The sequence below is a fragment of the Rahnella sp. PD4 genome (genome assembly GCF_049199325.1).
In the GTDB taxonomy this organism is placed as follows: domain Bacteria; phylum Pseudomonadota; class Gammaproteobacteria; order Enterobacterales; family Enterobacteriaceae; genus Rahnella; species Rahnella perminowiae.
The window spans coordinates 94,706-117,642 of record NZ_JBLZQF010000010.1 but is presented as its reverse complement, the minus strand read 5'-3'; the positions used below and the strand labels follow the sequence as shown (position 1 = coordinate 117,642).

The following is a 22,937-nucleotide window of genomic DNA, read 5'->3' as shown; positions in this document are numbered from 1 at the left end:
ATGACACAATCCACATCAACATCAGGCTATGCCTTACAGGAACTGGAAAAAGAAGCGGGAATGGGCGCGATGGGCGAAGAGACGTTTGCCCGTGAAGTTCGCTGCATTGATCTTGCAGATTTCGAAAACCGGAAAAGCGAAATTGCCGATGAACTCTGGCTGGCCGCCGTGGAAATCGGTTTTTTTCAGGTGAGCAATCACGGTATCGCACTGGACGATATCCGCCAGGCATTCAGCATGACAGAGGATTTTTTTGCGCTGCCTGAGGACGTGAAAGCTCAGTATCCTCTGGCGCGTAACGCCGGTTGGGAAAATAAATCTCAGGTGCGTCCGTCAACCAAAACGCCGGATCAAAAGGAATCTTATCAGATTACCCGGCCGCTGATGGCCTCGCTGTGGCCAGACGAACAGGAACTGCCTGCGTTTAAACATACCATGCTGAGTTTTGAATCACAGTGCTGGCAACTGGGCATGAAATTGCTGTCTTGTTTTGCGCTGAGGCTGGGTTTCCCGGAGCACTTTTTCGAACAGGCACATGATCCTTATCAGCCAACCTATCAGAGTACACTGCGCATGCTGCATTACTATGCTACTGAACAATCAGAGCAGGGGATGTGGCGTGCCGGTGCGCACACCGATTTCGACTGCCTGACGCTGCTCTTCCAGCGTCCCGGTCAGGGCGGCTTGCAGGTGTGTCCGGGCAAGGATCGCGAAAGCCAGCAGTGGACCAGTATCGAACCGCGTGAAGACGTGATCACCTGCAATATCGGCGATATGCTGATGCGCTGGAGCGACGATCAGTTGCCGTCAAATTTCCACCGGGTCAGAAGTCCGCTGCCCGGTGAATATCAGGGCGCGCGCTACAGCCTGGCGTTTTTCTGCCAGGCCAACAAAGATGTCGAAATTCTGGGGCCGCAGGCCAAATATCCGGCCATCAGCGCTGAAGATTATCTGCAACAGCGTATTCAGGCCAATTTCGCGAAGGGATAAAGGCATATAAAAGCAATAAGCCCGCCTGGTGTGCTCCGGCGGGCTTATTTATTGGGCAAAGTTCAACAACCGATCGCCGGTCAGGCAGTGGTATTGATATTGCGTCCGATCGCCGGGTTAGCAGGCAACTGCGGGATCGAATCAATCATACTGGCTACTGCCGTCTGCTGAGTATCCAGTGACTTTTTCAGCAGGATATTGTTCACCTGATTACTGGTATCCAGGCTATTGAGGCTGGTTGCCAGCGATGCAATTTGCGATACATCCATTTTGCTCTCCTGTTCGGTACAACATAAAAGGAACTGATCCGGGCGTAGAACTGGAAAGGTATCGGCAATTTCCGGCATAACTTGAGAGAAAAATAAGGCTGACGCCGCCACCGAAAGACCCGCCGACGTCCGGCCGGAAGATGAAAAGGTGCTGTAACCTGTATAGCCTCAGGAATTACGGTTATAATCCCCCGCATTATTCAACCGGTTTAGAAACGAAAATGACAAAACTCTCCTTACAAGAACAACTGCTGAAAGCGGGATTAGTGACCAGTAAAAAAATGGCCAAAGTCCAGAGAACGGCGAAAAAATCACGTGTTCAGGCGCGTGAGGCAAGAGAAGCGGTGGAAGAAAATAAAAAAGCGCAGATGGAGCGTGATAAGCAACTGAGCGAACAACAAAAACAGGCCGCGTTATCGAAAGAATATAAAGCTCAGGTGAAGCAACTGATTGAAATGAATAAAATTCTCATTCCAAAAGGGAATATAGATTTTAACTTTACCGATAATAACCTGATTAAAAAAATGGTGGTGGATAAGGCCACGCAGTCTCAGCTGATTAGCGGCCGTCTCGCCATCGCGCGTCTGGTTGCTGATGGCAGCGGCGAGAGTCAGTACGCCATTATTCCTGCCAGCGTGGCGGATAAGATTGCCCAGCGCGATGCCAGCAGTATTGTATTAAACAGTGCGCTGAGTCAGGAAGAGCAGGATGAAGAAGATCCTTATGCTGATTTCAAAGTGCCTGATGATTTGATGTGGTAGTTTCGTTTTCCCCGGCAGTTCAAAAAGGATCACATCGGTAACTGGGACAAGATGGATAATTACAATCAGCTACTGGCATTCATATGGGCCTATGAATACGGCAACTTTTCTGCCGCTGCGCGGGCAAACGGGCTGACCCCTTCAGCGATGAGCAAACTCATCAGACGGCTGGAGACCCGGTTGCAGGTCAGACTTTTCTTTCGTGGAACGAGGACGTTAACACTGACAGAAGAGGGGCAGGTTTATCTGAAGAGTGCCCGCGCCGTGGTGGATGCAATGGCCGAGGCGGACTCGCTGGCTGAGAACATGCCAAACCGTATCCGCGGGCAACTTAAAATCCGGACCATGAACACCTTTGCCCGCTATCAGATACTGCCGTGGTTGCCTGCTTTTATAGAGGCTTACCCGGCTTTACGCGTAGATATTGAAACGGGGCCGGTTTACCGTGACGACTTTGATAAAGGTCTGGATCTGGCCATATATGGGGGAGTGCTGGCCAGTTCTTCCCGCATTGCCCGTCGTATCGGTGAGAGCCAGTGGGTTATCTGTGCGTCGCCTGCCTATATTGAAAAATACGGCGCACCTGCTCATCCGCGCGAACTGATCGACCACCGCTGTTTTCACTTTAATTTTGAAAGCCACTGGAATCACTGGGTGTTCGCCGAAGGCCAGCAAAGTCTTATCTTCCCGGTCAAACCCGTTGCCTCACTGTCGCAGGGTGATTTGCTTCGTGATCTGGCCATCCGGGGAGAAGGAATCGTCCGGCTGGCAGACTTTCACATCCATCAGGATGTGAAAGAGGGGCGGTTAATTCCGCTTCTGGAGGCATTCCGGTCTCCGCTCAGGGAACCTCTTTATGTCATTTACGCGCAAAGGCAGCATCTCAGCCCGCGTATCCGCTGTTTTATTGAATTCATGGAAAAACAGATAGCCCGGCATCCCTGGCGTCTCTGAGGAACCTGCCGGTCCGCCTGGCATTCGTTGTTTCTCCCTCTTCCTTTGTCTCCTGTGAACCGGATTCACAGTGGGTTTGCCTGCGCCCCGAATCCCCTGCCTGAGAGTTTATGGTACCGTTTTGTTCACTTTCACAGAATGTATCCATTCATCACAAATAGCAGAAATTACTATGTCAGACAGACAATCATCACGGGCAGGGCTGGCACTGGCGCTGGCCTTTTTTTCCGGCATGCTCAGCAGCAGTTTGCCTACTCCTCTGTATCCCGTATACATTCGTTTATATGGATTCAGCGCGTCACAAATAATGACAGTATTTGGCGTATACGCCGCCGGCGTTCTGTTCGCATTATTATTGACGGCTAAAGTTAATATCAGGGCTGAGTTATATACCAGGCCGATATATGCAGGTTTGGGGTGTGTACTGCTTTCAGCGATTCTTATGATGTTTGCAGATAATATTCTCATGCTTATTTCTGCCCGATTTATAACCGGATTAGGTTCCGGTATTTTAATGGCATATATTAACCGGTCATTGATTAAAATATTCGATACGGAGGTCAGTAACACGGCGGCACTGACTGCCGCAGCTTCATTAATTTTGGGGCAGGCTATCGGACCATTAGTCACAGGGAATATCGTACATCATCATTTTTATACCCTTGAAGCCCCTTACATTATCCTTCTTATTCTGGTGGTAATGTCTGTGGCCGGAGTCTGGAATAATCGTTTACAGATAAATAAAAGCCTCCCCCCCGTACTGAATGTATCGAAAAAAATCACGGTTCAGACACCGGGGCTTACTTTGCGAGACGTTACCGTGTGCTGCATGGCCATATTTCTTTCATGGGCCATGGCCTCCACGTTTATGTCCCAGGGCCCCACGCTGGCACATAGCTATTTCCATATTACCAGCGTGCAACGGGTGAGCTACTCACTCTCTGCGTTTCTGGTTGTGGCGGGTATCACCCAGTTAATAATGAGAAAGAGGCACCACTATTCATCGCTAAGAACAGGCGTTACTGCCCAGCTTGCAGCTGTCTTACTCGCACTTATGAGTGTTTATGCAATAAGTCCCGGGCTTTTGTTCATTTCAGTCATGCTGGAAGGCTTCGCCTACGGGGCCATACTGGTTGGTGCGGCAACCATCGTCAATAGGGTGGCCAGACAGCGTCAGCGGGCACACATAATAAATCTGCTCTATATCGTGGGGTATGTCGGCAACTGGCTCCCGTTCTCCCTGAGCGTAATGATGGATCATGGGTCTCTGGAGAAGGCGCTGACGGGTTATCTGATAATATGTTGTTTATTAGGGGGCGGTATTTATTTATCCACGTATGTTTCATCAAGGAAGCATTGTAAAGCGCCGGTCGGCGAATAATCAGTTCCAACATGAATATAAAGTAAAACGGAGCGTTTATAGCATGAAACGGGATGGTTCAATTATCCAGATGGGGGTGTATCAGTATCTCAAACCATGAATGGAAGACAGCCAGCCTCCGGGAGCGCTGACGGCGATGCGGATAGATAAAGGATACCGGCATGGAAGCCGCCCGGTAATCTGGCATGACCTCCACCAAATCCCCGGTCGCCAGCAGATGTTGCACATCGAAGCGGGGGATTTGTATCAGCCCAAGACCTGCCAGGCAGCAGGCAATATAGCTTTCTGCAGTGTTCACCGTAACCTGGTTGGGGATACTGACACTGTGTATGTGGCCGTCCTTTGACTGATACTCCCATAGCAACTCTTTACCCGTTTTGGATGAAATATAACCGATTGCCTGATGCCCTCCGGCAAGATCGTCCGGTTGGGAGGGGAGTCCGTGTTCGCTCAGATAGGCAGGGCTGGCGCAGTTGATGAGGGTGATGTGTCCCAGGGTACGAACGACCAGGCTGCTGTCATGCAATACGCCCACACGAATGGCGCAATCCACACCATCCTGGACCAGATCGATTGCCTTGTCCGATGACCCGAGAACCAGTTGTAACCGGGGATGGCATCGCAATAATTCCGGCAGAGCCGGAGCAATCAGGCGTCGGGCAATGCGGCTCGGCACATCGATGGTAAGCTTCCCTGAAACCTGGTGCTGACTGAGCTGAAATGACTGGTCGATATCCTCCACTTCTGCCAGTAAAGGGCGTATACGTTCGAGTAACAGCTCCCCGTCAGCCGTCAGCCGCACCGTGCGGGTGGTACGGTGCAACAGTCTTACCCCCAGTTGCGACTCTAATTGCTGGATGGCGGCAGAAACGGAGGCTCGCGGCACAGAGAGTGCGCCGGCGGCCCGGACAAAGCTTCCCATGTCTGCTACCTGCGCGAAGATGCGATATTGGTTGAACCTGTCCATCTTTCCTGTCTCGTTGTTTTATAGGCTAAAAATCGCTATTGCTGTGTATCCCCGGCAGAGGGGGGATATTCCCTGATCCCCGGAATATCCCCCCTCTTTGTTTCAGTACGATATGCGCATGCCACCGGCTATTTAGTGGTGTAGCCGCCGTTAATCAATATTGTCTGGCCGGTGATCCACCATCCTTCGCTCACCAGATGACGGATAAAAGGCACCACATCTTCAATACCGGTCAGTCCCGTTTTGCTGAAAGGAGAGAGCGCGGCTGCAGTTTTATGATACGCCACAGCATCAGCGCCTTCTGCAGGATAAAAGAAAGGTGTATCCATCGGGCCCGGACCTACTGCCGTGACCGAAATACCACGCTCGCCAAATTCTTTGGAAGCCGCCCGTGTGTAATGCTCTACCGGGGCTTTCGTGCCCGCGTAAGCGGCATAATACGGCGTATAGGCGCCAAGAAGCGAGGTGACGACCGTGCAGATTTTACCGTTATCGTTGAGATTTTTACCGGCTTCTTTGAGGAAGAAGAAGGCGGTTTTCGCGTTTACGGCTGCCATTTCGTCGTATTCAGTTTCGCTTATTTCCGCTATGGGTTTTTTGAGAACTTTGCCCACGGTGTTGATCGCGATATCCGGCTTGCCAATGGCGGCAATGGTATCGGCAAAGAGTTTTTCGACGGCGGCAGCGGTCGTCAGATCGGCCTGAAATGCCACAGCCTGCGCACCTGCGGCTTCGATGGCGGCCAGGGTTTCATCGGCATCTGTCTTTGAGGAGGTGCTGTTATAATGAATGGCGATGGCTTTCGCCCCCTGAGCGGCTAAGTCGCGGGCGATCAGTCCGCCGAGATTCTTAGCCCCGCCCGCGATGATCACAATTTTGCCTTTGATAGAATGGTCTGCCATGGTGTGCTCCTTAGGTTTCTGTCAGAAAGCTGAGTCTAGACATTAATCCCCTTGAAATAAGCACCCCAACGCCGAATAGACAATCCAGAAAATCCGACTAATTAAAGGCAGTCCGGCTCAGAGACTTTCCGCATCCTTCAGGGGGGAAGGATCGCGGCTGGCATAGATGCTGGCCATTTCTTCACTATTCGCCGTTCCCCAGGCACACAGCGGCATGATGGCTTCGGCCAGACTGCGACCGAGCGGGGTCAGTGCGTAGTCAACGCGCGGCGGGATTTCCTGATAATCAGTCCTTGCCAGTACCTGATCAGCCTCAAGATCCTTCAGTTGCTGGATCAGCACCTTATTGCTGACGCCGGCTATCAAACGCCTGAGCTCACCATAACGCTTCGGCCCGTCGCGCAGGAAAAAAAGAACCAGCGGCTTCCACTTGCCCGAGATGATACGCAGTGTTGTGTTCAGCCCGCAGCCGGTGCCGCAAATTTCAGTTTGAAATTGTGTTGTCATTTTAGGTGGTTACCAAAAGGTGCATACTTGACCACAGGTTACCACGGTCGCACACTGGCCCGCAAGCAAGCTGCTTACTGCTTGCGTACCACTCACCAGAAGGATTCATGACATGAACAGACTGAATGGAAAAACTGCCGTGATCACCGGCGGCGCGACCGGCATCGGCTTTGCCGCAGCAAAACGCTTCATTGAAGAGGGCGCTTTCGTCTTCATCTTCGGCCGCCGGCAGGAAAAGCTTGACGCCGCAGTGGCGGAACTTGGCAGTCATGCCCGCGGGGTGAAAGGCTCGGTTTCCGATGAGGCTGACCTTGATCGGCTTTATGCCGCCGTGCGGGCCGAACGCGGAACGCTCGACATTGTTTTCGCCAATGCCGGTGCAGGAGGACCGCTTCCGCTTGGCCAGCTCACCGCGGAGCATATTGACGAAACCTTCGAGACTAACGTCAAGGGTACGATCTTTACGGTACAGAAGGCACTGCCGCTGATGGGCCCGGGGGGTTCAGTTATCCTGACCGGTTCAAGCGCCGGCACCACCGGTGCCCCGGCATTCAGCGCCTACAGCGCGAGCAAGGCGGCGGTACGAAACCTCGCGCGGAGCTGGGCGGAAGATCTGAAGGGAACCGGTATCCGGGTAAATGTACTCTCGCCAGGCGCCACCGCGACCGAACTTGCCAGGGACGCACTGGGAGAGGAGGGGCAGAAAGCGTTCGCCGCGATGACGCCGCTCCAGCGCATGGCCGAACCTGCAGAGATCGGCGCGGTGGCGGCCTTTCTTGCCTCGCCGGACAGCAGTTTCATGACAGCCAGCGAGGTCGCCGTTGATGGCGGCCTGGCGCAACTCTGATATACCACGCCTGGCTGTTCGATTCGATCAACCGGAGCGGGCCAGACTGTATTCACCAAAGGAGTAAATATGACATACGCCATTATTGGCTTCGGCCAGATTGGACAGGCCCTTGCCAGGGCATTTGCCCGCAGCGGTATCGACGTATCCGTGGCGACCACACGCGACCCTGAAAGTTTTGCAGCCGATGCCGCCGCGATCGGACCGGGGATCATTGCCCAAAAATTGACGGACGCCGTCAGGGCAGACATCCTCTTTTTGGCTGTCCGTTTCGAGTCTCACCCGGATGTCGCGAAGGTGCTAGCGGACTGGAAGGGAAAGATCATCATTGATGTCACCAATGCCTACGGCATTCCTCCTGAGCAACTGGGTGACCAGCCTTCCTCCTGCGTAGTCGCGCAGGCTTTCACGGGAGGAAAACTGGTCAAGGGCTTTAATCATTTGGGCGCAGGTGTCCTCGGCCAGGATCCGGCGGTACAGGGTGGCAGACGAGTCGTTTTTCTGGCGAGCGACGATGAGGATGCAGCTGATAAAGTGGGTGTGCTTGCCGAAACTCTCGGATTCTCACCGGTCAAACTGGGCGGTCTTTCACAGGGCGGATTGCTTGTACAGGCACGCGGAAAGCACTGGGGGCAGCTGATTTTTAAGGACATGGTCAGGTTTGACTGACATATCCTGATTTGCCGCCGGTGCCCGGTTTCAATCGTGAAAGCAAAAAGCCCGCTCAGATGTCTGTAAGCGGGCTTTTCTGTCTTGAGTTCTTCTGACCGGGATGGCCTCTGCCCGTCATGGGTTGATAAATAAGCAACCTGATGAACCCTTATCTGTTAACCGGGCGGCTGCCAGCCCCCGCCGAGCGCCCTGAACGTCGCGACAGCGGCGCGTGCGGATTCTGTCTGGGCCTGCGCTCTGGCATCGGAAGCCTGTAACAGGGTCTCATCATTGTGAAGGACGTCCATCAGGCTGGCCGTTCCCTGCCGGTAAGCGATAAAAGATGACTGGCGGGCGCTGGCCAGGGCAGATTCTCCCCGGGTCAGCGTGGCTGTCTGTGTTTCACGATTGACCAGGGCGGAGAAGGCATTCTCGACATCTTCAGTCGCGCGTAATACCGACAGGCGATAGGCCGCGAGCGCCTCCTGTTCCTGGCCCTTCGCCTGCTCTATCTGAGCATTGATGCGACCAAAATCAAAGAGCCGCCAGCGCAGCCCCAGCACGCCGGCCGACTGGCTGGCACCGCCGGAGAACAGGTTGTTGCCTGAGACTGCCGTTGCACTGCCGAGCAGTGCCGTGAGTGAAAACTTCGGATAATACTCACTGACGGCCACGCCGATACGCGCACTTGAGGCGGCGAGATGACGTTCCGCCACGATAATATCGGGTCTGCGGCGCAACAGGTCGGCGGGTGTACCCGTTGAGGTTATCTGGGGTACCTGCGGTATGGCCCCCGGCAACGCTAACTCAGCCCGGTGGGTGCCGGGCGGCGTGCCGAGCATAACGTCTAATGCATTCATGGCCGCATCTATCCCCGTGCGCAGAACCGGTACGGTGGCCTCAACCTGTGCCAGTTCCCCTTCGGTCTGGCGAACCTGATACGCCGGCGCGAGTCCTTTAGCGTTCAGGAGCTGTACCTTTTCCAGCAGTTCCTGTTGCGTGCTGACCTGTTTATCCGCGATGGCCAGACGGGCCTGTAATCCGCGCAGGGTAATATAGATATCGGCAGTCTGAGCGGCGACAGCAAGGCGGGTCGCGGCGACGCCCGCTTCAGAGGCCTGATAGTCAGCCAGCGCAGCCTGGCGACCGCGTCGCAGCCCGCCAAAAACATCAATCTCCCAGCTTGCGTTAAGATCGGTTTCATAGCTATTGCCGTAGCGATTATAATCCGGCGTTGCGCTGAGAACCTGACCCAGCGGGGTTTCGGCTGACTGATACGCGCGTGCCGCTTGTCCGCTGATGTTCCCTGAGGGCAACAGCGCTGCTGTGGCCGCGCCCAGTCCGGCGCGGGACTGGTTCATCCGGGCAGTGGCCTGCGCCAGATCGAGATTCTGCGCGAGGGCGTCCGAAACGAACTGACTCAGCAGGGGATCGCCAAAGCCGTTCCACCAGACGGTAAAACTGGCGGGTGGGGATACGCTTCTCTCCCGGAGGGCAGGCTGAGTCTGATAGTGTTCCGGAAGTGACACCGCCGGGCGATGATAATCCGGACCGACGGCGCAACCCGCCAGCAAGCCGGTGCTCACCACCAGCGCAAGAGTACGTAGGGGGAACATTGATATACCTTGAGTGAGTTTTGAAGTGTGACTACATTACCAAATGGTCACTCGTTGTCAATCAGGGCTCAATTGAGCTAAGCTGGAAAAATGACTAAACAGACAAATGTACATCCCCCGCGGGGGCCTTCGGATCACAGCGTCCGCGATCAGGTTGTTGATGCGGCCACCGAGCATTTCGGGCATTTTGGTTATGAGAAAACCACGGTGTCCGAACTGGCTAAATCTATAGGATTTTCAAAATCTTATATCTACAAATTTTTCGACTCTAAGCAGGCGATCGGTGAGGTGATCTGCAGCAACCGGCTGGCGATGATCATGGCGATTGTCAATTCAGCGATTGCAGATGCCCCGTCGGCCTCCGAAAAATTGCGGCGTTTATTCCGGGCACTGACGGAAGCTGGCAGTGATTTGTTTTTTCACGATCGCAGGCTTTACGACATTGCCGCCGTCGCGGCGCGTGATAAGTGGCCGTCGGCAGAAGCCCATGAAGAACGGTTGCGACAGCTGATTGAGGACATCATTGTTGAAGGGCGGCAGAGCGGGGAGTTTGAGCGAAAAACGCCGCTGGACGAGGCGGCGCATGCGATATATCTGGTCATGCGACCTTACATCAGCCCGGTGCAGTTGCAATACAATCTGGAAACGGCACCGGCAGCGGCTGCGCTTCTGTCCTCGCTGATACTGAGAAGTCTGTCACCCTGAATGGTGACTATTGACATTATTGGTCACTAGTCTGAGAATGCGGTTACTGTCCTGTTAAATCAATAAGGGAACCCATGCTCAGGCTTAATCCTGCCACCTTTGCTGTTTGCCTGTTGCCGCTTGCCCTTGCGGGCTGCGGTGACTCTTCCGGTACCGACGATCCCCGTACTCAGCCTCCTCTGGTCAGGTCTGCGACCGTAGTCAGTGCTGCCGGTGCCTCCCGCGCATTTACCGGCGTTGTTGTCGCCCGGATTCAAAGCGACCTGGGTTTCAGAGTGCAGGGCAAAATTCTTGAACGTCTGGTCGACACCGGTCAGACCGTCAAACGCGGCCAGCCATTGATGCGTCTGGATCCGGTTGACCTGAGCCTGCAGGCGCAGGCTCAGCAACAGGCCGTCGCGGCTGCGCGGGCCCGTGCAAAACAAACGACTGACGACGAGGTGCGCTATCGCGGTCTGGTCGCGGCCGGCGCCGTATCGGCATCGGCTTACGATCAGATAAAGGCCGCCTCCGACACGGCCAAAGCTGAACTCAGCGCGGCTCAGGCACAGGCCAATGTGGCGCAAAATGCGACGGGTTACGCCGTACTGCTGGCCGATGCCGACGGCGTGGTCATGGACACGCTGGCTGAACCCGGTCAGGTGGTCAGTGCCGGGCAGCCTGTGGTCCGGCTGGCCAGGGCAGGGCTGCGCGAAGCCATCGTGCAGTTGCCCGAGACGTTACGCCCGGCGGCCGGAAGCGAGGCGCAGGCCACGTTGTACGGTACCGGTAAGCAGACAGTCCCTGCGAAACTGCGGCTCCTTTCCGATGCGGCGGATCCGGTAACACGCACCTTCGAGGCGAGATATGTGCTTGAGGGCGCACTGGCAAATGCGCCGCTGGGATCCACCGTTACGCTGCATATTGCAGACGATAAATTACCGGATCAGGTGATGCAGGTGCCTTTAGCGGCCCTCTACGATCCTGGCAAGGGGCCGGGTGTCTGGGAGATTTCGGGTAAGCCCGCCAAAGTGTCATGGCGGTCCGTTCAGGTACAGGGATTGGGTGACGATGCGGCGAGGGTGACCGGTTCCCTCAAGCCGGGTGAACAGGTGGTCGCGCTGGGGGCGCATCTGCTGCATGAAGGTGAGACCGTACGCATGGCTGAACAGAGCGATGCCAGCGTCGCCGGGAGCCAGCCATGAGCGGGGGGCGGTTCAACCTTTCAGCGCTTGCCGTGCGCGAGCGCTCAATCACCCTGTTTCTTATTATCCTGATTACGGTCGCGGGCATTCTCTCCTTTTTCGAACTGGGGCGGGCTGAAGATCCGCCGTTTACCGTCAAGCAGATGACGATTATCTCCGCCTGGCCGGGTGCCACCGCGCAGGAGATGCAGGATCAGGTGGCTGAACCGCTTGAAAAGCGTATGCAGGAACTGAAGTGGTATGACCGGAGTGAGACCTACACGCGTCCCGGACTGGCTTTTACCATGCTGTCACTGCAGGACAGTACGCCACCTTCACAGGTGCAGGAAGAATTCTATCAGGCGCGTAAAAAGCTGGGCGATGAGGCTAAAAACCTGCCCGCAGGCGTCATCGGGCCGATGGTCAATGATGAATTCTCCGACGTGACCTTTGCGCTCTTTGCGCTGAAGGCGAAAGGGGAGCCACAGCGGCTGCTGGTTCGCGATGCGGAAGCGTTGCGCCAGCAAATTCTGCATGTGCCGGGGGTCAAAAAGGTCAATATCATCGGTGAACAGGCTGAACGTATCTTTGTCTCGTTCTCACATGACCGGCTGGCCACGCTGGGCATTTCGCCTCAGGATATTTTCTCCGCCCTTAACAGCCAGAACGTCCTGACGCCTGCCGGTTCGATTGATACCCACGGGCCGCAGGTCTTTATCCGCCTGGATGGCGCCTTCGACAAACTGGAGAAAATCCGCCAAACGCCCATCGTTGTTCAGGGCAGAACCCTGCAGCTTTCTGACATAGCAACGGTTGAACGTGGTTATGAGGACCCGGCGACCTTCATGATCCGCAATCAGGGTGAACCGGCGCTGCTGCTGGGCATCGTTATGCGGGACGGCTGGAACGGTCTGGATCTGGGTAAGGCGCTGGATGCGGAAACGGCCAAAATCAATCAGGGTATGCCGCTGGGCATGACCCTGACCAAGGTCACGGATCAGTCAGTCAATATCAGCTCCGCCGTTGATGAGTTCATGATCAAATTCTTTGTCGCGCTGCTGGTGGTGATGGTGGTCTGCTTCGTCAGTATGGGGTGGCGCGTGGGCGTGGTGGTGGCCGCAGCGGTGCCGTTAACGCTGGCGATCGTCTTCGTGGTGATGGAGGCTTCCGGCAAAAACTTTGACCGCATTACCCTGGGCTCGCTGATCCTGGCGCTCGGGTTGCTGGTCGATGATGCCATCATCGCCATCGAAATGATGGTGGTGAAAATGGAAGAGGGCTACGACCGCATCAAAGCCTCCGCCTATGCCTGGAGTCACACGGCGGCACCGATGCTCGCCGGTACGCTGGTCACCGCCGTCGGTTTTATGCCCAACGGTTTTGCCCAGTCCACCGCCGGTGAATACACCAGCAATATGTTCTGGATTGTCGGTATTGCCCTGATTGCTTCCTGGGTCGTGGCGGTGGTGTTTACGCCTTATCTGGGCGTGAAAATGCTGCCGAAAATCAAAACGGTAGAGGGCGGGCATGCGGCGATTTACAACACCCGTCATTACAACCGTTTTCGCCGGCTACTGACCCGTGTCATCGCGCGCAAGTGGATAGTCGCCGGTACCGTTATTGCCATATTTACGGTCGCTATCCTTGGCATGGGGCTGGTGAAAAAACAATTTTTCCCGACCTCCGACCGCCCGGAGGTACTGGTTGAAGTGCAGATGCCTTATGGCACCGCGATTGAGCAGACCAGTGCCACCACGGCCAAAATTGAAGCCTGGCTGAGAAAGCAGAAAGAGGCAAAAATCATTACGTCCTACATCGGGCAAGGGTCACCACGTTTTTATCTGGCCATGGCGCCTGAGCTGCCCGATCCGTCGTTTGCGAAAATTGTCGTGCTGACGGACAGTCAGGAAGCACGCGAGGCGCTCAAGTTCAGACTGCGTGAAGCGGCGGCCGGTGGTCTGGCACCGGAGGCGCGCGTGCGCGTGACCCAGCTGGTGTTTGGTCCGTATTCTCCTTATCCGGTGGCCTACCGGGTCATGGGGCCGGATCCCACCAGGCTGCGTGAAATTGCAGACCAGGTCGAAAAGGTGATGCAGGCCAGCCCGATGATGAGGACCGTCAACACCGACTGGGGACCACGGGTACCGGCGCTGCATTTCACGCTCAATCAGGACCGCCTGCAGGCGGTGGGGCTGACATCGAATGCGGTCGCGCAGCAGCTCCAGTTCCTGCTTTCAGGCGTTCCGATCACCTCGGTGCGTGAAGATATCCGTTCGGTGCAGGTCATGGGGCGCGCGGCGGGAGATATCCGGCTCGACCCGGCAAAAATAGCGGGCTTTACCTTAGTAGGTTCTTCCGGTCAGCGCATTCCGTTGTCTCAGATCGGTGAAGTTGAGGTGCAAATGGAAGATCCTGTTCTGCGCCGTCGCGATCGTACGCCGACCATTACCGTGCGGGGGGATATTGCCGAAAACCTGCAGCCGCCGGATGTCTCCACTGCAATGACCAAAGCCTTGCAGCCGGTCATTGATAAGCTTCCGGCGGGTTACCGCATTGAGCAGGCGGGGTCGATTGAAGAATCCGGAAAAGCCACCCAGGCGATGGCACCGCTGTTTCCTATCATGATTGCCATGACGCTGTTGATCATTATCCTGCAGGTACGGTCGATGTCGGCCATGGTGATGGTATTCCTCACCGCGCCACTGGGGCTGGTTGGCGTGGTGCCCACGCTGCTGCTTTTCAACCAGCCGTTTGGCATCAATGCGCTGGTAGGCTTAATCGCGCTGTCGGGCATTCTGATGCGTAACACCCTGATTCTGATAGGGCAGATCCATCACAATGAACAGGAAGGGCTGGCGCCATTCGATGCGGTGGTGGAGGCGACGGTGCAGCGGGCCCGACCGGTGTTGCTGACGGCGATGGCAGCTATTCTGGCCTTTATCCCGCTGACGCACTCGGTATTCTGGGGCACGCTGGCCTATACCCTGATTGGCGGGACGTTTGGCGGCACCATCATTACACTGGTGTTCCTGCCGGCAATGTATGCCATCTGGTTCAGGATACGTCCTGACAATCAGCCATCTCAGTAAAGGCAGGTACTGGTATAAGCATCTGCGGATGAGAATCAGCGGATCGATAAGGTGAAGAAAAACGGGAGTAAAATACCCATTTTTCTTCAACCTTACTGAGATGATTTTTTAATCACGAAGGCAGAGTCCGCTCAGTTTTTTGACAATGAAAGGGGGTGAGTTTACGCCATTTAGTTCTGTACTAAGCTTGTAATTGATTATCCGGATAACGACGGGAAAGGAATATGCATAACACCGATCCGCAATTGATTATACTGCTCTGGTTCATTCTGCCTGTCTGGCTGGCGGCTGGTTTTTGCGACTGGCTATGTCACCGTGCGACGGGGATCGAGCGAACAACGGGTGTAAAAGAAACCTGGATTCATATTCTGATGTTTCTGGAGATGGGTTTACCCCTGCTCGCCGCTTTATTCCTCGACGTCAATGCGCTGATCATTGCCTTTATGATAGTGATGTTTTTTCTGCATGAAATAACCGCTTTGTGGGATGTAAGTTATGCGGTCAGCGCCCGTAAGGTTACGCCAGTAGAACAACATATTCACAGTTTCCTGGAAATGCTCCCCCTGATGGCACTGTTATTAATTATTTCCCGACACTGGAATGAATTCCTTGCCCTTATGGGCCTTAACGACGCGGCGGGCAGTTTTGATATACGGTTGCGTGCCGATCCTTTACCCGTTACTTATATCGTTGTGATTTTTTCAGGCATAATTTTGTTTGAACTTCTTCCTTACCTTGAAGAGTATTTCCGTGGCAGAAGGTATCAGAAAAAACAATCCTCCTGAATGGCAAAATAAATGCAGCGGAGTTAATCAGTTTCTCCGTCTGAGATGAAGGCATTTAATTCTCTGGCGTCATGGCTGCAAAAGAAAGTAATTTCTTGATTATAGCGGCTAAACAGTTCCCGTAATTGCTGTTGGGTACGATGTCGGGCTCCGTTATCCACCGCCATCATCCACTGGTAAAAACGCAGGCCGGGTGTACAGCGGGGCGTTTGCAGGTCCATTTCGCCCCGATAGAACCAGGCATCACCCCCATGCAGCAGCCAGCGCCTTGCGGCTGGCTTACGGCAATGCCTGCATGCCCCCGCGTATGACCCGCCAGCGGCACCAGCAGGATTTCCGGTGGCAATCCTTGCAGAGCCGTAACCGCCTCGAAGCCGTACCATTTTTCTCCCCGGCATTGATAGCCTGTCCAGCCAGACATACCGCTCCACTGGCCGGGCCGGTAGCGCTCACGGGCCAGCCAGCTGTGTCGCTGCTGTGCGGTATCGATTTCAGTTTGCAGTAAATGTATGCGCGCAGCAGGGAAGTCCGTCAGCCCGCCCGCATGGTCAAAATCAAGATGTGTAAGGATAATGTGACGGACATCCTCTGCGCTGAACCCCAGCGCCTCTATGCGCGAACGGGCGGTCAGCGTCTCCCGTTTTTGAATATTATTCATCAGCCGGAAAAAGCCCGACAGCCGTTTTTCCGGCTGACGGCTATCATCCCGCCCGAACCCTGTATCTACCAGTACCAGTCCGTCCCGGTCAGTTTCTATAAGCAGACAATGGCAGACCAGATGCGCATAAATACCTTTACTGAAACCATCAAATAGTGCGCCACCTACCGGGCACATACACCCGCAATTAAGATGATGAACTTTCATATATTGTCTCTTCCTCCCGAAATGACCGGAACGCCAGACCTTATCCTGCGGGTAAATAAAATGACGATGTCTTTTGAGTGGGGCGGTAACAATCCTGATTGACAGGTATTGCCGCAATCGTTAATTCATCATTAAATTATCTTCACAGTTGGGAAGTTTTTATAAGAATAATCTCAGTGTGATTTATTATGCGTATAAGCGAACAGTGTAACCTGCCCGTTGCTGTCAGCTTCTGGTACCCACCAGCCCGGTAAGCTGCACTCTGGCAACGATCAGCGGATAACAGATAATTTTTTCGCAATTAGCTGACGAATTTTATTTAGCATCCACAGGGTTGCAGCATCACTGTCACGATTGCGATGCCATAACAGGGCGAGTTCAAAGGGCGGCATATGTACCGGCACAGAGTCTGACTGGAAACCATACCGCCGGCACCAGTCATCTACCAGCATCATGGGGACCGTGGCGAACAGGGGCATCTGACTGAGCATGAGCGGCAATGTGGAAAAGTGGCTGGAAACATAGCGCACTCTCCGTGCTACCCCTGCTTTTTCCAGGCTATTGTCCATCGCACTCTGACTGGCCCCCCGGTAGGAAATCAGCAAGTGTTCATAATGAACGAATTCCGCAACCGTCAGCGGTTTGGTTATGTCGATTTGTCCGGGGTCCCAGAGCGTTTTAAATCCGGCACACGTGAGCTTTTCCCGCCGCAAATCACGTGATGTTTCCTGCCCGACAGTGATGGATAAATCGACCTTGTTCTGCTCAAGCGCACTCACCACCTTCCACGGATCAGTGGCCACTGCATTGATCGAAACCTGTGGGGCTTCGCGCATAATCCCGGCCAGCAGATCCGGCATCAGCCAGTGCTCAATCCAGTCGCTCATACCGATATTGAAGGTTAACTTATCCTTTTCCGGATTAAAGCGGGGTGGATTGAGAACCACGGCCTGTAATTGTGCCATCAGGGGCGTCAGCGCTTGTATCAGCTCGCAGGTCCTTGGCGTAGGCATCATGCCCTGAGTCGTTCTCACAAATAACGCTTCGTTAAACATGCTGCGCAACCGCCTGAGGGCCGCACTCACTGCTGGTTGTCCAAGGTGCAGCCTGTGTGCAGCCTGGGTGACGTTGCGCTCTTCATACATCACGATGAGCACCACGAGTAAATTAAGATCTATGCGACTAAAATCATTTGGATTAATGAGGGTCATTATTTTAATCAATTTAATTAATTCACGAAGCGTGAGTATAGTTCTCTCATTCTGAGCGGACAAGCCGCCAGGCATTCGCGGCGATGTAATGAAGTGGAGGAATAAATGAGAATAACCGTAGGGCAATGTCAGGTTGAGAAAATAACGGAACAAACAACGTCCTTTCCCCTGAGGCAGCTATTTCCCGACCATCTCGATGAGATGATAAATTATCCTGAAGATGCTGCGGTCGGGCTTTCCATTCATAGCTGGCTGGTAAAAACCCCGGAAGATATCATCCTGATAGATACGGCGACGGGAAATGGCAGGAACAGAGGGGGCATCCCTTTATTTGACCATCTTAACAGCGATTATCTTGAACGTCTGAAACAGACCGGGATCGCTGCGGAACAGGTCTCGTTAGTGTTAATGACGCATATCCATACCGATCACGTTGGCTGGAATACGCATTGGAATGAAGGCGAGTGGCAGCCCCTTTTTCCACATGCACGTTATGTTTGTTCGGCCCGGGAGCTCGCGAAGTGTCAGGCCGATCCTGGCAGGCAGGAGCTGTATCGCGACAGCATTCTGCCGCTGATAAAAAGCGGCCAGCTGGATGCTATCGACATTGAACAGTCGCCGTTATTTTCCGGCGTCTTGCGCTATATGCCAACGCCCGGTCACAGTGATGACCATGGCTCTTTACTCCTGGTCTCAGACCAACAGCACGCCATATTTACCGGGGATCTGATGCACCATGAAGTGCAGTTTGAACATCCGCATTGGAATTCGGTTTTCTGCGAAAACAAACCGCAGGCATCCCTTTCACGCCGTAAAGCAATCGACTGGGCATTAGAGCATCAGGCAATCTGGTTCAGTTCACACTTTGCAGGTGCTTCTTTCGGCAGGGTCAGGTATGACGGCAGTCAGCGTTATCAGTGGCAAACGCCGGAGGAAGAATAATGTTCCGACAAGAGGATTATGCAAAAGCATCCGTCACTGAATTACTGCAAAAATTGCAGCATGGTGAGACCCGTGCAGCGGCGTTGACGGAGTTTGCACTGGCGATTATTGCTGAGCGCGAGCCCGCCCTGAACGCCATTACCTGGCTCTATGCTGATGAGGCAAGACAGGCTGCCATCGCGAGCGATGAAAAACGGCGGCGCGGCCATCCCTGCGGCAGGCTGGAAGGTATCCCTCTGCTGGTTAAAGACAATATTGATGTTGCAGGATGGCCGACAACGGCGGGATCAAAAGCGCTGCTGGGGATTATTGCAGACCATGATGCACCTCTGGTGAAACGTCTGCGTGAAGAAGGGGCAATCCTGTTGGGTAAAACGGCCATGCATGAACTGGCGGCTGGCATTACGGGCGCCTCATCACTGAGCGGTTATACCCATAACGCCTACCGACCGGGCTATAACCCTGGCGGCTCAAGCAGTGGTTCCGCGGTCGCAGTCGCAGCAGGTTATGTTCCCTTTGCTGTCGGTACGGATACAGCAGGGTCGGTGCGAATTCCTGCCGCTTTTAATCTGCTTTATGGCCTGCGGCCGACACGGGGCAGCGTTACGATGGCAGGCATTGTGCCGTTGTCTCCAACACAGGATATTGCTGGCCCGTTGGTACGCCATGCCAAAGATTTGCGGTGGGTGACTGAAGTTATGACGGGTAAAAGTTTCCCGCCCCGGGGGGAAAAATTACGTATTGGCTGGCTTGACAGTGCTTTTAACGATATCAGCGACACGAGCAGAAATAAAATGCGGGCCGCTGTGCAGAATATCGGTGCCGAAGTCGTAACGGTCGGTGTTACCTCTTTAGATTCGCTCGCTGAGGCGGCCAATATTATCGCTTACGAGTTTGCAGAGTCATTAAACGCATTTTTGAGTGCCAGACCGCAGGCCAGTTTTACATCGCTTCAGGAAATCGTGGCCGCCAATATTCACCATCCGCAACTTGACGCCGTATTCAGGGCGCGTGCAGAGCACGCCGGGACAAATAGCCCTGAATATCGTGGTGTACAGCAGCGGCAACGTGATTTCTATAATTTACTGAAAGCCTTGTTTGCAGACCACGATATCAATCTTCTCGCCTATCCGGTCATGCGTCATCCGCCGGTCAAACACGGAGAAACTCAAACGGGCAGCAACGCCTTGTTTGCGGCGACCAGCGGGACACCTGCGCTGACTTTTCCCGTAGGATTTGACGAACAAGGCTTTCCGCTTGGGCTGGAGCTTCTCGCCTTACGTGACAGAGAGGACTTACTGCTAAATGTATTCCTGAAGGAGCAAAACGGCGCGGCAGGTTAACGCCTCTTCATATCCACAGTGATAACCTGTTATCACAGACAGACCTGCGCGCCATCTATAGGTAAAGCCTTTGCTCGTGGATCCTAAATATAATAGGTTGACAACAAGTTTCCATTATGAAAAACAGATTGAGGTCCGGCTAACCCGGAGCGATTCAGGCAGTATAATTATTCCATCGAATGATAAAGTCAGATTTCCCTAAATCCCTGAGACAGGAATTAAAGTGAGTATTTCAGAGAAACATGAATGGCATAAGAATGACTACCTGGTAAGTACAGACAGAGAAAAACTGGATGTACAGGCTATCCACCGGTATCTGACAAGGTCCACCTGGGCTAAAGGTATTCATCTGGATATTGTCTTCGCATCAATAGAAAACAGCCTTAACTTTGGCGTTTATCATAATGAAATCCAGATAGGTTTCGCTCGCCTGATAACCGATTATGCTACATTTGCTTATCTTTGCGATGTGTATATTCTTGAAGAATATCATGGAGAAGGGCTGGGAAGATGGGTTATGGAATGCATACATAATCACCCTGTGTTCGGGCAGCTTCGGAGGATCATGCTGTTCACAACAACAGCACCCTGGCTTTATGAAAAGTTTGGCTACGAGCCCGTAAATCGGGAAAACTATGCATGGACAATTACCCGACCTGATATTTATACCGATAGAAAAAAGCCTGGCTGACCAACACTCATATTCGGCTTATTTATCATTCAGTTCATATCCAGGGTAATCCCAGTCCGATGAGCTAAATTTTAAAAGGCTCGCCTAAGGCAACTTAAGCGGGCCTTTTGGCTTTCCCAGCCTGTCAGGCAGGTCACGTGCTTCTTTATCGCCAGCAATATGATCCTGAACCTACCCAGTGAGAAACATTGCTTGAATGTTCATCAGTGTCTGTTTATAAAAGCCCTCCATAGGGCTCGCGCTGACGCATTAAGCGGCTCCGGCGAGCGGAGAGGGTGATCAGCTGTTCATACGAAGGAAGTACGATGCTTTTGCCAGATTCAAGCTTTATAACAACCGCATATCAATCGTCATTTAAAGAATGAGCCGTCAGGTGTTTGTTTCTCTGGACGGGCCGAAGGGAGCCGGTAAAACCACACTGCTGGAAGCCATTACGAAAGTACTCAGGGCAGACAACAAGAAGGTGATCCGACTTTGCGAGAAAAAAAGCGATCCCAGCAGGGGGGAAACAATGGCCCTCGTGAACAGGTTCGTCAGAAATCCCACCCTGGATTTGGAACTGGAGATTTGTGAGCGCTTTGCTGACAGCCGTGCCTGGATTTCCCGGCACGTTCTGACTAAGCAGCCACCTGACAGCATTATCTTGATGGATCGCTGGTACCCGTCGGATGCTGCGTTTCGCCGCAGGGTTCCATTCGCAGAGATTTTACAGCTTAATATGGAACGAAACGTGCGAGTGCCAGACCTGCATGTCGGGGTTGTAACTGCGCCTGATATTTCATGGGCGAGAGCCGCAGCCCGAACACGCGGGCTGAGTAGTACGGTGATTCATAAGCTGGAAGAGCATGTCGCTTGTACCAAAGCGTTCGAGCGAGAAATTGCACATCAGGGCTGGGTTTTATGCCGTAATGAAGGAACGATCGAAGACGCAACAAGGCAGGTGATATCTGAGATCTACAGAGTGCCTGGATGCCCCGCTGGCACTGGTTTTGCGGGCAGCGCTTCCTGACCGGTTCCTTGCTGTGAGTTCAACTGATCGATGCAACGCTATCGCAAAATTTCGGCATCTTATGCCAGTGAGTATCTTAATTTCTAGTCAACCTTTTCATCTTAGGAGTGAGTAAATTGAAAACCGATTGGCATAGCTCATCACTGACCAGTACCACCAGCATTGATAAAAACTATAAAAATACACAAAACGTTCGTCGTTTCATGATTAAGGAGTGTGGTGAAGATTTTCGATTCGATCGTGAATTTATGATGTGGATACGTAATGATGATCCAAAAACTTTGGGTGATGTTGTAAATGAGTGGAAGCGCAGACATTCGTTTTAATAAACCGAACCAGCTCCTCGCTCATTGCTCATTGCAGTCCCTTGGTGTTGCTTCAGTAGCGCTTTACCAGAAGCGGACACGGCTGGCTATCATCATGGTGTGTTAACCGATGGCGAGCAGGTTAAAGGTCGCCTGTTTGTTATTCTTTTCGTTCGACTTTGCAAATGTGTTCTGAGGATCCCGACATGACCACCTTTCATCAACTTACCGCCACCAGTCTGGGTGGTCAGCTTATCTCTATGGCCGACTACGCTGGCAAGCTGGTTGTGGTGGTGAATACCGCCAGCCATTGTGGCTTCACACCACAATACGCAGGCCTTGAAGCGCTCTACAAGAAGTATGCTGCACAGGGGCTGATGGTGCTCGGTTTTCCCTGCAACCAGTTCGGTAAGCAGGAACCCGGCGGTGCCGACGAAATCGCACAGACTTGTCACATTAACTACGGAGTGAGCTTCCCGATGTTTGAGAAAGTGGAGGTCAACGGAACTGCTACGCACCCTGTGTTTAGGTATCTGAAAAACGAATTGCCCGGCGTGCTGGGTGGACGGATCAAGTGGAACTTCACTAAGTTCCTGATCGGACGCGACGGCAAACCGCTCAAGCGTTTTGCTCCGATCTCCACCCCGGAAAAAATGGAAGCCGTAATCCTTACTGCGCTTGAAATCTGAATATTCCTGTCATCCGAACAGCCCGCTCTTAGAGAGCTTCCGACAAATAAAGAGAATGGGCTCTGTACAAAAATTTATTGAATTTGCAGATCGCTATAACTGTATATCTTGCCTTTCTAAGCCTAATGATTTGGCTAAAGAAATAGCAATTGCCAAAGCATGGATTGTTACTGAGGTAGTCGTACTGCTTAATGAACGGCAGAAAAATGATTTTCATTTCTATCTCAACGGGTACAGAGAAAATCTTCCCGCCTGGTTAGATAACACTGTAAAAATGCTTTGATGTTCTCAAAAC

24 protein-coding genes are annotated in these 22,937 nt (G+C 53.3%); 17 read left to right on the top strand and 7 right to left on the bottom strand.

What is annotated here, in order from left to right:
• Positions 1-990, top strand: coding sequence for an isopenicillin N synthase family dioxygenase (locus ACOZIO_RS20915; protein ID WP_129955512.1), 990 nt, complete (start codon positions 1-3; stop codon positions 988-990).
• 80 nt (positions 991-1,070) lie between these two features.
• On the opposite strand, the gene ACOZIO_RS20910 is transcribed toward ACOZIO_RS20915, so the two are convergent.
• Positions 1,071-1,259 carry a YjfB family protein gene (locus tag ACOZIO_RS20910; RefSeq protein WP_129955513.1) on the bottom strand — a complete coding sequence of 63 codons (189 nt, stop codon included), beginning with the start codon at positions 1,257-1,259 and terminating at the stop codon, positions 1,071-1,073.
• Positions 1,260-1,480: 221 nt separating this feature from the next.
• Here ACOZIO_RS20910 and ACOZIO_RS20905 point away from each other — a divergent pair, with 221 nt between their 5' ends.
• The 3 genes from ACOZIO_RS20905 (at position 1,481) to ACOZIO_RS20895 (ending at position 4,355) form a co-directional block, all read left to right on the top strand.
• Positions 1,481-2,020: a DUF2058 domain-containing protein gene (locus tag ACOZIO_RS20905; protein WP_129955514.1), complete on the top strand. Its 540-nt coding sequence runs from the start codon at positions 1,481-1,483 to the stop codon at positions 2,018-2,020.
• 51 nt (positions 2,021-2,071) lie between these two features.
• A complete protein-coding gene (locus ACOZIO_RS20900) occupies positions 2,072-2,974 on the top strand; it encodes a LysR family transcriptional regulator (RefSeq protein WP_235173999.1) in 903 nt (300 codons plus the stop codon).
• Between the two features lie 172 nt (positions 2,975-3,146).
• Positions 3,147-4,355: an MFS transporter gene (locus ACOZIO_RS20895; RefSeq protein WP_421595671.1), complete on the top strand. Its 1,209-nt coding sequence runs from the start codon at positions 3,147-3,149 to the stop codon at positions 4,353-4,355.
• Positions 4,356-4,413: 58 nt separating this feature from the next.
• Here ACOZIO_RS20895 and ACOZIO_RS20890 read toward each other — a convergent pair whose 3' ends face one another.
• The 3 genes from ACOZIO_RS20890 to ACOZIO_RS20880 all read right to left on the bottom strand — a co-directional run bounded on the left by ACOZIO_RS20890 (position 4,414) and on the right by ACOZIO_RS20880 (position 6,731).
• Positions 4,414-5,322: a LysR family transcriptional regulator gene (locus ACOZIO_RS20890; RefSeq protein ID WP_129955516.1), complete on the bottom strand. Its 909-nt coding sequence runs from the start codon at positions 5,320-5,322 to the stop codon at positions 4,414-4,416.
• 128 nt (positions 5,323-5,450) lie between these two features.
• Complete coding sequence (locus ACOZIO_RS20885) at positions 5,451-6,224, bottom strand: SDR family oxidoreductase (RefSeq protein WP_217158178.1); 774 nt, start codon at positions 6,222-6,224, stop codon at positions 5,451-5,453.
• 117 nt (positions 6,225-6,341) lie between these two features.
• Complete coding sequence (locus tag ACOZIO_RS20880; protein WP_129991792.1) at positions 6,342-6,731, bottom strand: winged helix-turn-helix transcriptional regulator; 390 nt, start codon at positions 6,729-6,731, stop codon at positions 6,342-6,344.
• Between the two features lie 112 nt (positions 6,732-6,843).
• On the opposite strand from ACOZIO_RS20880, the gene ACOZIO_RS20875 reads away from it, so the two are divergent.
• Both ACOZIO_RS20875 and ACOZIO_RS20870 read left to right on the top strand, forming a co-directional pair.
• Positions 6,844-7,578: an SDR family NAD(P)-dependent oxidoreductase gene (locus ACOZIO_RS20875; protein WP_129955519.1), complete on the top strand. Its 735-nt coding sequence runs from the start codon at positions 6,844-6,846 to the stop codon at positions 7,576-7,578.
• 69 nt (positions 7,579-7,647) lie between these two features.
• A complete protein-coding gene (locus tag ACOZIO_RS20870; RefSeq protein ID WP_129955520.1) occupies positions 7,648-8,247 on the top strand; it encodes an NADPH-dependent F420 reductase in 600 nt (199 codons plus the stop codon).
• 158 nt (positions 8,248-8,405) lie between these two features.
• On the opposite strand, the gene ACOZIO_RS20865 is transcribed toward ACOZIO_RS20870, so the two are convergent.
• Complete coding sequence (locus tag ACOZIO_RS20865) at positions 8,406-9,845, bottom strand: efflux transporter outer membrane subunit (protein ID WP_235174003.1); 1,440 nt, start codon at positions 9,843-9,845, stop codon at positions 8,406-8,408.
• 90 nt (positions 9,846-9,935) lie between these two features.
• Here ACOZIO_RS20865 and ACOZIO_RS20860 point away from each other — a divergent pair, with 90 nt between their 5' ends.
• The 4 genes from ACOZIO_RS20860 (at position 9,936) to ACOZIO_RS20845 (ending at position 15,587) form a co-directional block, all read left to right on the top strand.
• Positions 9,936-10,550: a TetR/AcrR family transcriptional regulator gene (locus tag ACOZIO_RS20860; RefSeq protein WP_129955522.1), complete on the top strand. Its 615-nt coding sequence runs from the start codon at positions 9,936-9,938 to the stop codon at positions 10,548-10,550.
• A 74-nt stretch (positions 10,551-10,624) separates the two neighbouring features.
• Entirely contained in the window at positions 10,625-11,734 is a 1,110-nt protein-coding gene (locus ACOZIO_RS20855; RefSeq protein ID WP_421595670.1) for an efflux RND transporter periplasmic adaptor subunit, read from the top strand.
• Positions 11,731-14,802, top strand: coding sequence for an efflux RND transporter permease subunit (locus ACOZIO_RS20850; protein ID WP_258453527.1), 3,072 nt, complete (start codon positions 11,731-11,733; stop codon positions 14,800-14,802). The genes ACOZIO_RS20855 and ACOZIO_RS20850 overlap by 4 nt, the downstream gene beginning before the upstream one ends.
• A 224-nt stretch (positions 14,803-15,026) precedes the next feature.
• Positions 15,027-15,587, top strand: a complete 561-nt coding sequence (locus ACOZIO_RS20845; protein WP_217138413.1) for a diguanylate cyclase — start codon at positions 15,027-15,029, stop codon at positions 15,585-15,587.
• 166 nt (positions 15,588-15,753) lie between these two features.
• Here ACOZIO_RS20845 and ACOZIO_RS20840 read toward each other — a convergent pair whose 3' ends face one another.
• Both ACOZIO_RS20840 and ACOZIO_RS20835 read right to left on the bottom strand, forming a co-directional pair.
• Entirely contained in the window at positions 15,754-16,452 is a 699-nt protein-coding gene (locus tag ACOZIO_RS20840) for an MBL fold metallo-hydrolase (RefSeq protein ID WP_421595669.1), read from the bottom strand.
• Between the two features lie 272 nt (positions 16,453-16,724).
• Positions 16,725-17,816, bottom strand: a complete 1,092-nt coding sequence (locus tag ACOZIO_RS20835) for a LysR family transcriptional regulator (RefSeq protein ID WP_240782873.1) — start codon at positions 17,814-17,816, stop codon at positions 16,725-16,727.
• A gap of 48 nt (positions 17,817-17,864) precedes the next feature.
• Here ACOZIO_RS20835 and ACOZIO_RS20830 point away from each other — a divergent pair, with 48 nt between their 5' ends.
• From ACOZIO_RS20830 to ACOZIO_RS20800, 7 genes are all read left to right on the top strand, one after another.
• On the top strand, positions 17,865-18,605 hold the full coding sequence (locus ACOZIO_RS20830) for an MBL fold metallo-hydrolase (protein WP_231572432.1): 741 nt from the start codon (positions 17,865-17,867) through the stop codon (positions 18,603-18,605).
• The gene (locus ACOZIO_RS20825) at positions 18,605-19,948 is read left to right on the top strand and encodes an amidase (protein WP_421595668.1); all 1,344 of its coding nucleotides are present in this window, start codon (positions 18,605-18,607) and stop codon (positions 19,946-19,948) included. Before ACOZIO_RS20830 ends, ACOZIO_RS20825 begins: the two co-directional genes overlap by 1 nt.
• Before the next feature lie 223 nt (positions 19,949-20,171).
• A complete protein-coding gene (locus tag ACOZIO_RS20820; RefSeq protein WP_129955529.1) occupies positions 20,172-20,639 on the top strand; it encodes a GNAT family N-acetyltransferase in 468 nt (155 codons plus the stop codon).
• Positions 20,640-21,000: 361 nt separating this feature from the next.
• Positions 21,001-21,648: a dTMP kinase gene (locus ACOZIO_RS20815; protein WP_377425567.1), complete on the top strand. Its 648-nt coding sequence runs from the start codon at positions 21,001-21,003 to the stop codon at positions 21,646-21,648.
• A gap of 116 nt (positions 21,649-21,764) precedes the next feature.
• Entirely contained in the window at positions 21,765-21,974 is a 210-nt protein-coding gene (locus ACOZIO_RS20810) for a DUF6434 domain-containing protein (RefSeq protein WP_129955531.1), read from the top strand.
• Positions 21,975-22,159: 185 nt separating this feature from the next.
• Complete coding sequence (locus ACOZIO_RS20805; protein ID WP_129955532.1) at positions 22,160-22,642, top strand: glutathione peroxidase; 483 nt, start codon at positions 22,160-22,162, stop codon at positions 22,640-22,642.
• A 55-nt stretch (positions 22,643-22,697) separates the two neighbouring features.
• Positions 22,698-22,925 carry a hypothetical protein gene (locus tag ACOZIO_RS20800; protein ID WP_205952691.1) on the top strand — a complete coding sequence of 76 codons (228 nt, stop codon included), beginning with the start codon at positions 22,698-22,700 and terminating at the stop codon, positions 22,923-22,925.
• Positions 22,926-22,937: the final 12 nt, after the last annotated feature.

Excerpts from the sequence above, each read along its gene's own strand:
- ACOZIO_RS20830 (WP_231572432.1), top strand. The coding sequence starts at position 17,865 with ATGATAAATTATCCTGAAGATGCTGCGGTCGGGCTTTCCATTCATAGC.
- ACOZIO_RS20815 (WP_377425567.1), top strand. The coding sequence starts at position 21,001 with ATGAGCCGTCAGGTGTTTGTTTCTCTGGACGGGCCGAAGGGAGCCGGT.
- ACOZIO_RS20860 (WP_129955522.1), top strand. The coding sequence starts at position 9,936 with ATGACTAAACAGACAAATGTACATCCCCCGCGGGGGCCTTCGGATCAC.
- ACOZIO_RS20870 (WP_129955520.1), top strand. The coding sequence starts at position 7,648 with ATGACATACGCCATTATTGGCTTCGGCCAGATTGGACAGGCCCTTGCC.
- ACOZIO_RS20800 (WP_205952691.1), top strand. The coding sequence starts at position 22,698 with ATGGGCTCTGTACAAAAATTTATTGAATTTGCAGATCGCTATAACTGT.
- ACOZIO_RS20910 (WP_129955513.1), bottom strand. The coding sequence starts at position 1,259 with ATGGATGTATCGCAAATTGCATCGCTGGCAACCAGCCTCAATAGCCTG.
- ACOZIO_RS20855 (WP_421595670.1), top strand. The coding sequence starts at position 10,625 with ATGCTCAGGCTTAATCCTGCCACCTTTGCTGTTTGCCTGTTGCCGCTT.
- ACOZIO_RS20915 (WP_129955512.1), top strand. The coding sequence starts at position 1 with ATGACACAATCCACATCAACATCAGGCTATGCCTTACAGGAACTGGAA.
- ACOZIO_RS20900 (WP_235173999.1), top strand. The coding sequence starts at position 2,072 with ATGGATAATTACAATCAGCTACTGGCATTCATATGGGCCTATGAATAC.
- ACOZIO_RS20905 (WP_129955514.1), top strand. The coding sequence starts at position 1,481 with ATGACAAAACTCTCCTTACAAGAACAACTGCTGAAAGCGGGATTAGTG.
- ACOZIO_RS20895 (WP_421595671.1), top strand. The coding sequence starts at position 3,147 with ATGTCAGACAGACAATCATCACGGGCAGGGCTGGCACTGGCGCTGGCC.
- ACOZIO_RS20850 (WP_258453527.1), top strand. The coding sequence starts at position 11,731 with ATGAGCGGGGGGCGGTTCAACCTTTCAGCGCTTGCCGTGCGCGAGCGC.
- ACOZIO_RS20880 (WP_129991792.1), bottom strand. The coding sequence starts at position 6,731 with ATGACAACACAATTTCAAACTGAAATTTGCGGCACCGGCTGCGGGCTG.
- ACOZIO_RS20825 (WP_421595668.1), top strand. The coding sequence starts at position 18,605 with ATGTTCCGACAAGAGGATTATGCAAAAGCATCCGTCACTGAATTACTG.
- ACOZIO_RS20890 (WP_129955516.1), bottom strand. The coding sequence starts at position 5,322 with ATGGACAGGTTCAACCAATATCGCATCTTCGCGCAGGTAGCAGACATG.
- ACOZIO_RS20885 (WP_217158178.1), bottom strand. The coding sequence starts at position 6,224 with ATGGCAGACCATTCTATCAAAGGCAAAATTGTGATCATCGCGGGCGGG.
- ACOZIO_RS20875 (WP_129955519.1), top strand. The coding sequence starts at position 6,844 with ATGAACAGACTGAATGGAAAAACTGCCGTGATCACCGGCGGCGCGACC.
- ACOZIO_RS20865 (WP_235174003.1), bottom strand. The coding sequence starts at position 9,845 with ATGTTCCCCCTACGTACTCTTGCGCTGGTGGTGAGCACCGGCTTGCTG.
- ACOZIO_RS20805 (WP_129955532.1), top strand. The coding sequence starts at position 22,160 with ATGACCACCTTTCATCAACTTACCGCCACCAGTCTGGGTGGTCAGCTT.
- ACOZIO_RS20840 (WP_421595669.1), bottom strand. The coding sequence starts at position 16,452 with ATGAAAGTTCATCATCTTAATTGCGGGTGTATGTGCCCGGTAGGTGGC.
- ACOZIO_RS20845 (WP_217138413.1), top strand. The coding sequence starts at position 15,027 with ATGCATAACACCGATCCGCAATTGATTATACTGCTCTGGTTCATTCTG.